10 protein-coding genes are annotated in these 12,944 nt (G+C 59.8%); 3 read left to right on the top strand and 7 right to left on the bottom strand.

Going from position 1 to position 12,944, the window contains the following annotated elements; genetic code table 11:
- The first annotated feature begins 82 nt into the window (after nucleotides 1–82).
- A complete protein-coding gene (locus tag ACFQY0_RS07635) occupies nucleotides 83–3,709 on the top strand; it encodes a hydantoinase B/oxoprolinase family protein (protein ID WP_379710977.1) in 3,627 nt (1,208 codons plus the stop codon).
- A gap of 35 nt (nucleotides 3,710–3,744) precedes the next feature.
- Here ACFQY0_RS07635 and ACFQY0_RS07630 read toward each other — a convergent pair whose 3' ends face one another.
- Together ACFQY0_RS07630 and sufT are read right to left on the bottom strand one after the other, a co-directional pair.
- Nucleotides 3,745–3,906, bottom strand: coding sequence for a hypothetical protein (locus ACFQY0_RS07630; protein ID WP_379710975.1), 162 nt, complete (start codon nucleotides 3,904–3,906; stop codon nucleotides 3,745–3,747).
- 16 nt (nucleotides 3,907–3,922) lie between these two features.
- Nucleotides 3,923–4,468, bottom strand: a complete 546-nt coding sequence (sufT, locus tag ACFQY0_RS07625) for a putative Fe-S cluster assembly protein SufT (protein WP_379710973.1) — start codon at nucleotides 4,466–4,468, stop codon at nucleotides 3,923–3,925.
- A gap of 75 nt (nucleotides 4,469–4,543) precedes the next feature.
- Between sufT and ACFQY0_RS07620 the strand changes: the two genes are divergently transcribed.
- Entirely contained in the window at nucleotides 4,544–6,184 is a 1,641-nt protein-coding gene (locus tag ACFQY0_RS07620) for a hypothetical protein (protein WP_379710971.1), read from the top strand.
- 3 nt (nucleotides 6,185–6,187) lie between these two features.
- Here ACFQY0_RS07620 and ACFQY0_RS07615 read toward each other — a convergent pair whose 3' ends face one another.
- Nucleotides 6,188–6,736 carry a hypothetical protein gene (locus ACFQY0_RS07615; RefSeq protein ID WP_379710969.1) on the bottom strand — a complete coding sequence of 183 codons (549 nt, stop codon included), beginning with the start codon at nucleotides 6,734–6,736 and terminating at the stop codon, nucleotides 6,188–6,190.
- Nucleotides 6,737–6,842: 106 nt separating this feature from the next.
- On the opposite strand from ACFQY0_RS07615, the gene ACFQY0_RS07610 reads away from it, so the two are divergent.
- The gene (locus tag ACFQY0_RS07610; protein WP_379710967.1) at nucleotides 6,843–7,307 is read left to right on the top strand and encodes an NUDIX domain-containing protein; all 465 of its coding nucleotides are present in this window, start codon (nucleotides 6,843–6,845) and stop codon (nucleotides 7,305–7,307) included.
- Between the two features lie 7 nt (nucleotides 7,308–7,314).
- Here ACFQY0_RS07610 and ACFQY0_RS07605 read toward each other — a convergent pair whose 3' ends face one another.
- The 4 genes from ACFQY0_RS07605 to ACFQY0_RS07590 all read right to left on the bottom strand — a co-directional run bounded on the left by ACFQY0_RS07605 (nucleotide 7,315) and on the right by ACFQY0_RS07590 (nucleotide 12,854).
- Nucleotides 7,315–8,688, bottom strand: coding sequence for a class II fumarate hydratase (locus tag ACFQY0_RS07605; RefSeq protein WP_379710965.1), 1,374 nt, complete (start codon nucleotides 8,686–8,688; stop codon nucleotides 7,315–7,317).
- Nucleotides 8,689–8,738: 50 nt separating this feature from the next.
- Entirely contained in the window at nucleotides 8,739–10,175 is a 1,437-nt protein-coding gene (locus ACFQY0_RS07600; protein WP_379710963.1) for an SDR family oxidoreductase, read from the bottom strand.
- Between the two features lie 31 nt (nucleotides 10,176–10,206).
- The gene (ffh, locus tag ACFQY0_RS07595) at nucleotides 10,207–11,637 is read right to left on the bottom strand and encodes a signal recognition particle protein (protein ID WP_379710961.1); all 1,431 of its coding nucleotides are present in this window, start codon (nucleotides 11,635–11,637) and stop codon (nucleotides 10,207–10,209) included.
- 101 nt (nucleotides 11,638–11,738) lie between these two features.
- On the bottom strand, nucleotides 11,739–12,854 hold the full coding sequence (locus ACFQY0_RS07590) for a polysaccharide deacetylase family protein (RefSeq protein ID WP_379710959.1): 1,116 nt from the start codon (nucleotides 12,852–12,854) through the stop codon (nucleotides 11,739–11,741).
- Nucleotides 12,855–12,944 lie beyond the last annotated feature (90 nt).

Genomic DNA, 12,944 nt, shown 5'->3' with positions numbered 1-12,944 from the left:
GAGGAGTTCGCCCGGCCGTCTCACTTGTTGTGCCGACTGAAAGATCCTGAAAAAGGCGACTGAGCGATCTCGGTGGGGAGAAATGATGGAAGAGGGTTTCTGGAAGGTTCGGGTGGATACCGGTGGGACGTTTACCGACGCCTGGTGCCGGACACCGGAAGGTGAGGAACGGCGTTGCAAGGTGCTTTCGGATGGCCGAATGCGTGTCAGGCTGAAGTCCGATGGGGATGGCTGGTGGAAACTGGAGGATGAGCTCCCCGATGGTTTGTTGACCGGCTGGAGGGCGAGCGACGGAGGGACCGTGGCCGAGCACGAAGAAGGACGCTTGCGAATTGAAGGCGGATTCGGGGCTGAGGTGCTGGAATTGGATGGCGGGGAGGAAGCCCCGGTGGTGGCAGCACGGTTGCTTACCCGCACGTCACCAGGTCAGGAGTTGCCAGCGATGGATTTTCGTGTGGCGACGACGCGGGGAACCAACGCCCTTCTGGAGAGGAAGGGAGCTCGCCTGGCCTTGTTTGTGACCCATGGCTTCGAGGATCTGCTTCTGATTCGTGATCAGAGGCGGGAGGAGCTGTTCTCACTCGATCAACCTCCCTGCGAACCCTTGGCGGAACGAGTGGTGGGGGTGGGGAGCCGGATGACGTCCGATGGAAAAGAGTTGTTAGACCTGAATGAAGAGGAGCTGAGGTCTTCGGCGCGCGAGGCTCTGGCGGCCGGCTGCACGGTGGCGGCAGTGGCTCTGCTCCATGCATGGAAGTCTCCGGATCATGAAATGCGGGTGGCCTGCTGGTTGAAGGAGGAGGGCTTCGAGCAGGTGACGCTGTCATCGGTGGTGGCCCCGCTGATTCGACTGCTTCCACGCGCAGAAACAGCCGTGACGGATGCCTTTCTGGCACCGGTGATGCGGCACTTCATCAGGCGTGTCTCCGAACCTCTAACAAGTTCGAAGACCTGGCTGATGACCAGCGCCGGAGGTCTGGCACCAGCGGATCGCTACCATCCGAAGGACTCCCTTTTGTCGGGACCGGCGGGCGGTCTGATTGGTGCGGCGGAACTTGGAAAAGCAGCGGGCTGTCCGAAGTTGCTGACCTTCGACATGGGCGGGACGAGCACGGATGTGGCGCGGATCGATGGACCGTTTTCCTATCGGGAGGAGCAACAGATCGGTCCCGCCCGGGTGGTGGCTCCGAGTTTGAAGATTGAGACGGTGGCGGCGGGCGGTGGATCAATCTGTCGCTGGCATGACGGGCAGCTGAAGGTCGGCCCGGAAAGCGCGGGCTCCGATCCCGGGCCGGCATGTTATGGTCGGGGTGGTCCCTTGACGTTGACCGATGTGAATTTGCTGCTCGGCCTGATGGATACAGGCATGGCGGGGATCCCGCTGGACCTTCCGGCTGCTCAGGCTCGCTTTGACGAACTGCTATCGGCGATGAGGGCTAATGGACAGGTGGTGGAAAACGAGCAGGCGCTGCTATCGGGGATTCGTGCGATCGCCGTGGAAACGATGGCGGAGGCGATCCGCTCGGTGAGTGTTAGAGAAGGGGTGCCGATCGGGGACCACACCTTGTTGGCCTTCGGAGGAGCGGGACCGCAGCATGCCTGTGCGATTGCCGAACGTTTGGGCGTGACGAAAGTTTTGGTGCCGGCGGATGCCGGGCTGTTGAGCGCCTGGGGTCTCGAACGCGCGGTAAGGCAGGAGCAGGGGGTGAGGCAGGTCCTGATCAATCTCTATGATGTGGCGGTGACCTTGAACGAGATCTGGAAGGAGCTCGTTGATGAAACGCTGATGGCTTTGAATGTGGATCGACCGAAGATCCGGAAAGTGGCGGGACTTCGGCTCCTGGGTCAGGATTCGACGATTGAGGTCGCCTGCGACGAGCGGGGTGTGGAAGGCATGAAAATGGATTTCGTTGAAGCGTATCGAAGGATTTTCGGCTACGCCCCACCGGAGGCGAAACAGATCGAGTTGGTCAGTCTGCGGGTCATTGCCGAGGATCAATCGGTGCTGTTAGAAAGTGAAACATTCTCAGGGGAGGAGCAGGAAGGGCCTGCACTCTTTCAGGATCGATTTTCCACCTGTGTCGTTCCCGAGGGCTGGTCGATGAGTCGGGGAACAAGAGGAACTCTTTCACTTCATCGGAGGCATGCAGTCTCGGAAGAGGGAGAATTGCTGTCGGCTGCGGTGCGATCCGGGATCTTCCGAAGTCGCTTCGAAGGGATGCTCTCGGCGATGGGAGAGGCGCTGCGGCGCACCGCTCTCTCGACAAATGTGAAGGAGCGTCTGGATTTTTCCTGTGCGCTGCTCGATGCCAAGGGTCGGCTGGTGGCGAGTGCTCCTCACGTGCCGGTGCACCTTGGGGCGCTTGGCGTCTGTGTGCGTGAGACGGTGGCTCGATTGAAGCTGGAGCCCGGCGATGTGGCGATCACGAATCATCCGGCAGCGGGCGGTTCGCATTTGCCGGATGTCACTTTGATCGCACCAATTCATGATGAGGGCGGTGAGTTGATCGGTTACGTCGCGAACCGCGCGCACCATGCCGAGTTGGGAGGAAAGGCGCCGGGCTCAATGCCTGCCGACGCGAGTTGTCTTGCGGAAGAAGGCGTGGTGATTTCGCCGATGCATTTGGTGAAGGCTGGTCATCCCCGAATGGAGGAGTTGGAGCGGCTTTTGAAGGAGGCTCCATTTCCGTCGCGTCGCCCCGCGGACAATCTTGCCGACGTCGAGGCGCAGTTGGCGTCGTGTCATCTGGGCCGTCAAATGATCTTACGTCTGGTGGAGGCTCATGGCGCGGAAACCGTGCGGGACGAATTGGCGGGAATCATCGATCACTCGTCGGCCCTGATGCGGAGCAGGCTCTCGGATCGGCGCTTGAGCCGGAAAGTGGAGACGCTTCTGGATGATGGCGCGGCGCTGATGGTGAGCGTGGAAGTCTGGGATGGCCGGGCGAAGATCGATTTCAGCGGCAGCGCTCCGGTGCATCCTCGGAACCTGAATGCGACCCCGGCAATCGTGCGGAGTGTGACTTTATTCGTGTTGCGGCTGTGGTTGGGCGATGATGTGCCGCTGAATGAAGGCCTGTTAGAACCGCTGGATATCGTGATTCCGCCCGGCATGCTCAATCCGGGATTTTCCGACGATCCAAGCAAGGCGCCAGCGGTGGTTGGAGGCAATGTCGAGATCAGCCAGCGCCTGACCGATATCCTGTTGGAAGCCTTCGGGCTAGCGGCAAATGGGCCGGGCACGATGAACAACTTCCTCTTTGGTGACGAGACCTTCGGCTACTACGAGACGCTGGCAGGAGGGAGTGGCGCGGGTCCGGGCTTTCATGGGTCGAGCGGTCGGCACGTCCACATGACGAACACGGCTCTAACAGACCCCGAAGTGATCGAGCATCGCTACCCGGTGAGGGTTTGGCGCCATGAGATCCGCAAGGGTTCCGGTGGAAACGGGGAGTTCAAGGGTGGGAACGGCATCACCCGTGAGATCGAGTTTCTCCGGCCGCTGACGGTTTCTTTCCTGACCCAGAGAAGAAGGAAAGGTCCGAGAGGATCGGAGAACGGAGGCGACGGAGCTAGTGGTCGGCAGACCCGAGTGAAGCCAAATGGATCAAAAGACGTGCTTCCAGCGTCAGTGACTTACCGTGCGGCGGCGGGCGAACGGGTCATCATCGAGACTCCAGGAGGCGGAGCTTGGGGGAAGCCCGGTTGAACAGGGCTCAGGTTTAGGTCAATCTGGGGGAACTGTTAGATTTCGGAGCGCCAGGCGGTGACCGCCAGGACGATGCCGCCGATCACCACGCTGGCGAGCACGATGAGGGCGGCGAGGAGGTAGTTGAAGGATGCCAGCATCACCGCCATCAGCACCATTCCGACAGCGGCGAACGTGAAGATCCGGGTCTTGGGCATCGCTCCAAAAAGAAGATCAGACCATGCCGAGCTTCATCTTTCCTTCCTCGGAAATCATGTCCTGATTCCAGGCAGGATCCCAGACGAGTTCGACCTGAGCGTCGTCGATCCCGTCGATGGTCATGATCTTTGACTGGGCATCCGCGGCGATCGCCGGGCCCATGCCGCAGCCGGGGGCGGTGAGGGTCATCTTGATGGCGACGGTTTTCTTGCCGTCTTCTTCATTGATGGCGCAGTCGTACACGAGGCCGAGGTTGACGATGTCGACAGGGATTTCCGGATCGTAGACTTCCTTGAGCTGGGCCCAGACCTGTTCTTCGACCGGGGCGTCCTTGAGGCGCTCGGCTTCGGCCTGCTTTTGCTTGTGCTCGGTGATGTCGATGCCGAGGGCGTCGGCATCTTTGGAGGAAATGCGGGCGAGGCCTCCGGAGGTGGCCACGGTGAAGGTGCCGCCGAGGCGCTGGGTGATGAAAACGGGGGTGCCGATCGGCAGGGTCAGGGTGTCGCCGCTGGGGATTTGGATGGCCTCGACGTCGCGGGCGAGTGTGATTTCCTCTTGCATGGGCGGGAGTGTAGCGTGGGAGCGCGCGGGTGCAAGCGGCTTGCGGACTCGCTGGATTCGCGCATGCTGTCGGGGATGAGTCGCAGAGCAAGACGTCGCCGGGGTGCCCCGAAAGCAGGCAGGTCGTGGTGGATTCGTGGCCTGGTGATACTGGGACTGCTACTGGTGGCGGCGGTTGCCGGGGGATACCTGTGGTTGAGGTCATGGCTGCACAGCGAGGACTTCCGGCAGATGCTTTCGAATGAGGTTGGTGAAGGCTTGGGCGCCAAATCGGAGTTCGGGAAATTCCACTGGAATGGCGGATCGGTCGGATCGGATTCGTTCGATGCGCAGGGCGATGGATTGGTCGAAAGTCTCCACGCCGATGGGCTGCGCCTCGATATCGGATTGAGCAAGGTGAGCTCCGGGGTGGTCGAGGTGAGTGGGGCGAAACTCAATCAGCTCGACGTGGTGCTCGACCTGCGAGAGGAGGCGAAAAAGGAGCCTCTTCCCGGACAGTTGCAGGGAACGCCGGATTTGGCGGAGGTTACGGAGAAGCGTCCAGCCTGGTATGCGGATTATTTGCCGAGTGAGGTGAGATTGCTGGACCTCGAGGTGGTTCGCTCGTCGCTCAAGGTGAAGCTCGAGGAGGGAGATATCGATTTCGCCGGCACGAATTGGGATGTGCGTCCGGAAGGGGGGAAACAAAGCTATCGAGTAGAGGCGAAGGGCGGCCAGGTCGATTTGCCATGGGAATACCTTCCATCACTGCGCTTGAGCGAAGCGCGACTTCGCTATCAGAACCTGATGGTCTATCTAACGGATGCGGCCTTCTCGGTCTATGAATCTGGCCGACTGGACCTCAGCGGTGAAGCGGCGCTCAGCGGCGGCGGATTCACCTTTGAAGGCCGACTGCGGGATGTGATGGCGGCAGAGGTTCTCTCGGAAGACTGGAAGCAGCGGCTTGAAGGAAGGCTGGGAAGCGAGTTCTCGGTTAGCGACTCCGGAACGGGACTGGCAGTGGATGGCTCGCTTGAATTGAGCCAAGGCATTCTAACCGCCTTGCCGGTACTCGACCACCTGGCGGCTTACGGCGGGAATCCGCGCTTCCGGCGGCTGGTGCTGAATGATGCTCGTGCCGACTATTATTGGAAGGATGGCATCTTGACCGTTTCGAATCTGGAACTCGGCAGTGATGGCCTGATCCGACTTGAGGGCATGATTCGAATCGATGCGAATGATCGGCTCGACGGTCGCTTCAAACTGGGGCTGGCACCCGGGACGCTCGAGCGGATTCCCGGTGCGGAAACGAAGGTCTTCCTTCCTGGGGACCGGGCTTTGCTTTGGACCAACCTGAGGATTACGGGAACGGTGGATGATCCGAAAGAAGACCTCACGGATCGATTGATCGCAGCTGCCGGCGAGCGCTTGTTTGAACTTTTGCCGGAAACCGGGGAGCGGGTTCTGAAGTTCACCCGCAACGTCGTCACTGGTGATCTCGATTCAGCAGTCGATGAAGGCAAGGCGGTGATCAAGCAGGGGGAAAACCTGCTTGAAACGGGAAAGCTGCTGCTCGACGGAGATGGCGATAAAGCCGAAGCCGCCGACGAAGTCATCCGTCAGGCCGATGACCTTGTGAGAGGCGTGGGATCGTTGTTCGACTCGATCAGAGGCAAGGAGAAGCCCGTGCCAGAAGAACCCACGGAGAAGGCTTCGGGAGAGCGGGCTTCGGACTAGTTCCTACTTGATCGTCAGCTTGCGACCCTTCCCGGTTTCCCAGGCTTTTCTGAGGCTTCCGTAAAGCGCGTCCAAATCGCGCTTGTCGGTGATGCGATACTCGATGGTGCCGGCATGGGTTGTGGTCGGATAGGTCTTCTGCGCCATGTTGTGGGCTTCGGTGCCGGCCTTCTGGCCCGCGCGGTCGAGCAGTTCACGGCCTTTGTCGACGACGCGGCTGACTTCATCGCGACCGCCGGCATCGCTGAGGGGTTCGAGGTAGTAGAAACGTGCGAGAGCGCGCCCCGTGGTGTCGATGGTGACCTCGGTGACGACCACGCTGCCATCGAGCAGATACTCGTGCATGCTGATGTTTGAAATGCGATCGAGCGCGACCATGTAGTGTCCGTTGGAAAGGCTGGCTTGCCAGAAACGCCGGGGACCGTCGGTCTCGGTGGTGTTGCTTTCCTCTTCGGATTCGGTGGTCGCGGTGTTGCCGCCATTCTGCTGGGCATGGGCAGGAAGGGCAGCGACCAAAAAGAGGGCGGCAAAGAGGGGATAGATGGGCTTCATGATGGGAAATAAGACACCACCTCGAGGCCGATGGCTAGCGCGAGATTGTAATTATTCGGTAAAGTAAATGATTGAGAAGGACTTGTGCTTGGCCTACTTTTTCGCCGTGGTTCGTTTCCGACCAAATGTCGCCGCGTTGATCACGCGAGGAGAAGGCCAACTGCTCATTTGTGAGCGTTGGACCATTCCGGGTGCCTGGCAATTTCCGCAAGGTGGAGTGGATGATGGAGAATCCGCGCTCGAGGCGCTTTATCGCGAAGTTCGCGAGGAAGTCGGCCTCAAGCCGAAGGACTACGAAGTCATCGAGAAGCGCGAAGGCTATCGCTATCTTTATCCGGAAGGGGTGCGCGAGAAGAAGGCCCGCAAACATGGCTGCCAAGGGCAGGAGCAGGTGTATTTCCACTGCCGCTTGAAGTCGGATAATGCCAAAATCGATGTCAGCCGCGAGCCACGGGAGTTTTCCCGGTACCGCTGGATTCTACCGGACGAGTTCGACCTCGATTGGCTTCCCTCGTTCAAACGTGAAGTGTATCGCGAGGTGATGAAGGACTTTTTCGACGTGGTCCTTTGAGCACATCTCATCCGCCGGTCATCTTGGCGGCATCGAGCGCATTTTCCAAATCGCTGCGAGTGATGTTCAACTCGTCGAGCCGCTCGTTGCAAAGTTCGCGAATGGTGCGACCACTGAGCATGGCATCCTTGGCCAGCGATGCGGCGCGGTCGTAGCCGATGTAGGGAACAAGTGAGGTAACCATCGCCATCGATTGGTCGACGAGTTCTCGGCAGCGTGCTTCGTTGGCCTTGATTCCCCTGACGCAGTTCTTTTGAAAGGCATCGCTGGCATGGGCGAGGAGTTGAATGGACTCCAGAAGGCAGGCAGCGAGCAGCGGCATCGAAACGTTGAGTTCGAGAAATCCTCCGGCACCGCACCAACTCACCGTCGCTTGATTGCCGATGACCCGCGCGGCGACCATGGTGAGTGCTTCAGCGAGGACCGGATTGGTCTTTCCAGGCATGATCGATGAACCCGGCTGAAGAGCGGGGAGAGTGATCTCTCCGAGACTGCAGCGCGGCCCCGAGGCGAGGAGCCGGATGTCGGAGGCGATCTTGTGAAGCGAGATGGCGATGGTATTGAGATGGCCGTGTGCCTCCACGCAGGCATCCTTGGCGCTCTGCGCTTCGAAGTGGTTCTGGGCTTCGCAAAATGGCAACTGGGTTTCCTCGGCGAGACGCGCGATGGTCTCAGCAGCGAAAGATGGGTGGGCGTTGAGACCGGTGCCGACAGCCGTTCCACCGAGGGGAAGCTCCATCAGGGCGTCGAGAGCCTTCCCTGCTCGGGCGGAGGCGAGTTCGGCCTGACGAGACCAGCCGGAGAACTCCTGACCAAGCCGGATCGGCGTGGCATCCATCAGATGGGTCCGTCCAATTTTGAGAACCTCGTGGAATTCGGTGGCCTTGTGCTCGAGAGCCTCCGCCAGTCCGTCGAGCGAGGGAATCAGTGCCCGCCGAATGGCCATTGCGGATGCCACGTGGATGGCGCATGGAAAGGTGTCATTCGATGACTGTCCGAGGTTGACGTGATCGTTTGGATGAATGTCGGGAACCTCTTGAGAAGCAAGGCGGGCGATCACTTCGTTGACGTTCATGTTTGTCGATGTGCCGGAACCGGTCTGATAGATATCGACGGGAAATTGATCGTCATGATTTCCTGCGATGATCGCGTCGGCCGCACGGATGATGGCTTGGGCTGCGGACTCTTCGAGAAGACCAAGCTTCCCGTTGCTCTCTGCCGCTGACTTCTTGATCAACGCGTAGGCGTGGATGATCTCGAGGGGCAGGGGCTTCCCGGAGATGGGAAAGTTATCGATGGCCCGTTGGGTGGAGGCGCCGTAAAGGGAATCTGCGGGTAGCTGCATTTCACCCATGCTGTCTCTTTCGATCCGTGTGCTCATCAATCAGACCATCGGCCTGATCGTGGCGGCTGCAAGGAATGGATTCGGCCTCAGCGCGAAGCGCCGGCAAGCCGTCGGGCCATGAGGGGGAAGAGAAGCCAGTGAAAGGGAAGTACGGCAAACCAGTAGAGACGTCCGAAGATGCCTTGAGGACGGAAGGTGGCGGTTTGTTTGAGTTGGTCGTCCTCGATCCGGAATTCGAGCCAAGCTTCGCCGGGGAGTTTCATTTCAGCGTAGAGCATGAGCCGTCCCGCTTTCCTATCCGCGACGATGACACGCCAGAAGTCAAGTGGGTCACCGGGGCGGAGTTCGCTGGGATGACGTCGACCACGACGAATGCCGGTGCCTCCGAAAATGCGGTCGAGCGCTCCACGGATTCGCCATGCCCAGTTCATCGAAGGCCAACCGTTCCGTCCGCCGAGCGACCAGACGGCTTCGATGGCCTCTTTGCGGGTCGAGGTGATGGGGAGGGTTTGTTGATCGATGAAGACGCCGTGCTCGGGAGTGCGCACGGCATCGATGAAGCCGGGATCCAGCGTGCCGGCCTGAAGGGAGTCGGCCCAGCGGGATGGCACCCGGTTCTGGGCGATGCGTGCGAGGGCGAGCTCGACGGCATCGCGGTAGCTGAGGAGGGAAAGCGGGATGATGGAACGGATTGCGTGATCCTGACAGATCGTCTCGTTCTTCATCGAATGCACCAGCGCCCGGGCGAGGGAGAAGGTGGTGGAGGTCATGAGATAGAGCCACCATGAGGAGAGTCCCGGGGACAGGAAGGGAACGGGGATGAAATAGCGCTTGAGGCCACGGACCTCGGCGTATCCTTCGAGGAGGTCGCGGTAGCGGAGGATCTCGGGACCACCGATGTCGTAGGTCTTGCTGGCAGTGGTCGGATGATCCAACAGCCCCGTCAGGTATTCGATGACATTGCGGATCGCGATCGGCTGGCATCGGGTGGCGACCCAGCGCGGGCAGATCATGACCGGCAGTTTTTCTCCGAGGTCGCGGACGATCTCGAAAGATGCCGAGCCGGAGCCGACGATGATCGAAGCGCGCAGCACCGTGAGGCTCGCCCTGGCGGATCGCAGCAGATCCTCGACTTCGTTGCGCGAGCGAAGGTGTGGGGAAAGTTCCTGATTTGGATCGGTCAGACCGCTGAGATAAATCGTCCGCTGGCAGCGGGTCGGGTCGAGGGCCGCGACAAAATGAGCGGCGACTCGTTTTTCCCGCTCCACGAAATCGCCGCCTCCACCCATGGAATGGAGCAGGTAGTAGGCGACATCGACGTCGTTGGGAAATTCAGGAAGCGTATCGGGTTCGAGGAAGTCGCCTTCGAGAAGCTGGAGTCGATCGCCTGCGCTGGAGAAGTCATCGAGCGGAAAACGCCGACGATCTCGCACCAGTGCCGTGACCCGATGTCCCGCTTCGAGCAGGGCGGGAATCAGGCGCAGTCCGATGTAGCCATTGGCTCCGGTGACAAGGAGGTGCACAGCTCGATCCTCCCATGGCTGGCTGAAGCTGCTACTTCTTTTTTCCGAGGCCCTTGAGGAGTCCATCGAGGTCGCCGAGGTCGGGCATGCCGCCTCCGCCACCCATACCGGGGAATCCACCGCCTCCGCCCATGCCGGGCATACCGCCCATTTGGCCCATCATTTTCTGCATCTTCTTGGGTGATTTCATCATCTTGCGCATGTCGCCGAACTGCTTGAGCAGGCGGTTCACTTCGATGATGGTCACGCCGGAGCCAGCGGCGATGCGCTTGCGGCGGGAGGGCTTGATGATTTCCGGGCGACGGCGCTCGTCGGGGGTCATGGAAAGTACGATGGCTTCCGTACGTTTCATGCGCTTCGGATCGAAGGCGGCGTCGGGGATCTGCTTTTTGATTTTATTGAAGCCGGGGATCAGGCCCATGAGGCCCTTCATGTCGCCGAGCTTGCTGATCATCTTCATTTGATCGAGGAAGTCATAGAAGTCGAACTTGCCGGAGGCCATGCGCTCCATCGACTTCATGGCGTCCTTTTCATCGATGCGGCCGGCGACCTGTTCGACCATGCCGACGACGTCGCCCATACCGAGAATCCGGTCGGCCATCCGGTCGGGGTGGAACTCGAACAACTGGTCGAGCTTCTCACCTTCACCGGCGTATTTGATCGGCTTGCCGGTGACCGAACGCATCGAGAGGGCAGCGCCACCGCGGGCATCGCCATCGAGCTTTGTCAAAATGATGCCGGTGATGCCGACGGCTTCGTCGAAGTGCTTGGCAACGCTGACCGCACCCTGACCGGTGGCGGCATCGGCGACGAGCAGGGTTTCCTGCGGATCGAGGAAGGCGTGGAGGCGCTTGAGTTCTTCGACCAAACGTTCGTCGATTTCCTGACGACCGGCGGTGTCGAAAATAAGCACATCACCATTCTGGGTCTCGGCCCATGTGAGGGCTTCGCGGGCGACCTTGACGACGTCGGTTTCGGAAGCGTCCGGTGTGTAAACAGGGACGTCGACTTGCTTGCCGACGGTTGCGAGCTGGTCGATCGCGGCGGGGCGGTAGAGGTCGCAGGCGATGAGCAGCGGCTTCTTGCCTTCGCGCTTGAGACGCATGGCGAGCTTGCCGGCGGTGGTGGTTTTACCGGCACCGTTCAGACCGCAGAGGAGGATGCGGCCGGAGCCGTCGAGCTGGAGCGGGACCTGATCACCCCCGAGGAGTTCGGCGAGTTCGTCGTGGAAGATTTTGACGATCTGCTCACCAGGCTTGATCGACTTGAGAACTTCGGCGCCTACCGCCTTTTCCTTGACGTGGGCGATGAATTCCTTGGCGACGAGGTATTCGACGTCGGCTTCTAACAAGGCGACGCGGATTTCGCGCAGCGCATCGGTGATGTTCTTCTCCGAGATTTTTCCGACGCCACGGAGGTTGCGGAAGGTTTTGTCGAGTGAGTCGCTTAGGGATGAAAACATGGTTGGATAAGAGAAGATTGAAACGCCAAGACGCAAAGCGCGCCAAGTTATCGAGAGATGATCTCGCCGGGTTTGGAGTTTGAAATTTAGAGTTTAAAGTTTCAGTTCTGTGGGACGTAGGCGGCTTCTTGATCGATGCGGAAGTTCCAACGGAGGGGGATTTCGGGAGATTTGCCCTCGGGAGTCTTCCAGTTGATCTGGACCTGGCATCCCTGGCTGCGGAGGTGGCGATTGACTTGCCAGGCGACGGTGCCGGACTCGGGATCGAAGGTGGCGGGCACTTGGCCGAAGCCGCCGATCTGCATGGTGACGGTTTCCGGGTCGATGGGGCCGGCCTTTGAGAGATCGGCGGAAATGAGCGGCAGGCGCTGATCGATGAGCGCTCCGGGTTCGGGTTGGACGGGATAGGGAGTCTTCTGGACGATCGCCGAGTCGTTGCTCGATGCCATGCCTGGTAGGTCGTTGAAGGCGGTGGCGAGCTCGAAAATGTGGTCGTGGGTGCCGAGGATGATGTAGCGGGGAACAGAATGATCGGGGGTGTCTCGCCGGACCTTGGCGGGAAGCACGGTGAACATCTGCTCGTAGCCGAACTCTTCGCCGAGCTTGAACATTTCGGTGGTCTGGAATCCCCCTGGGTAGGCGTAGGTGGTGACGGCCTTGCCGAACTTGGATTCGAGGAAACGTTTCGATTCTCCCATCTCGCCGCGCAGGAATTTGTCGTAAGCATCGGGTCCCTCACGGCGGAACTTCTTCACTTGAGCCGGGTAGGGGTGGCTAACGGCATGGCTGCCGATCGTGGCACCATGCTCCATCATCTCCTCGATCATGGGAATGGTGAGCGCCCTGCCTCCGCCATCGACGTAGTTCTTGTAGAGAAAGAGCGTAAAAGGATAGCCGAACTCCTTGAGCACGGGAAAGGCTTCATCGTAAACGGACTTCCAGCCGTCATCGATAGTGATGACGATGCTCTTGTCGGGGATCGACTTGTCGCCACGTTTCCATGCTTGGAAATCCTCCATTGAAATCACCTTGAGGCCGAGGGTTTCGAGAGACTCCATCTGACGTCGGAACTTCGAGGTCCGGATCTTCATCTCGGTTTCCTCTTCGGTCTCGGAAAAGTCGTGATAGCCGAGAACCGAAACGCGGACCCCTTCATCGGCGGCCGATGCGGTGAGCCCGGAAATCAGAGCGAGAAACGAGAGGATGCGAAACGTCACGGCGGGAATGTAGGCTCCTGATGCCGAATGATAAACCCGAACTTTCAGGGAATGCTGGAGGGGGATTTAGGAAAACCGGACCAGGTTGGA

It is taken from the genome of Haloferula chungangensis, from assembly GCF_042664875.1.
GTDB lineage: Bacteria > Verrucomicrobiota > Verrucomicrobiia > Verrucomicrobiales > Akkermansiaceae > Haloferula > Haloferula chungangensis.
This window is presented reverse-complemented; position numbering and strand designations above follow the sequence as displayed.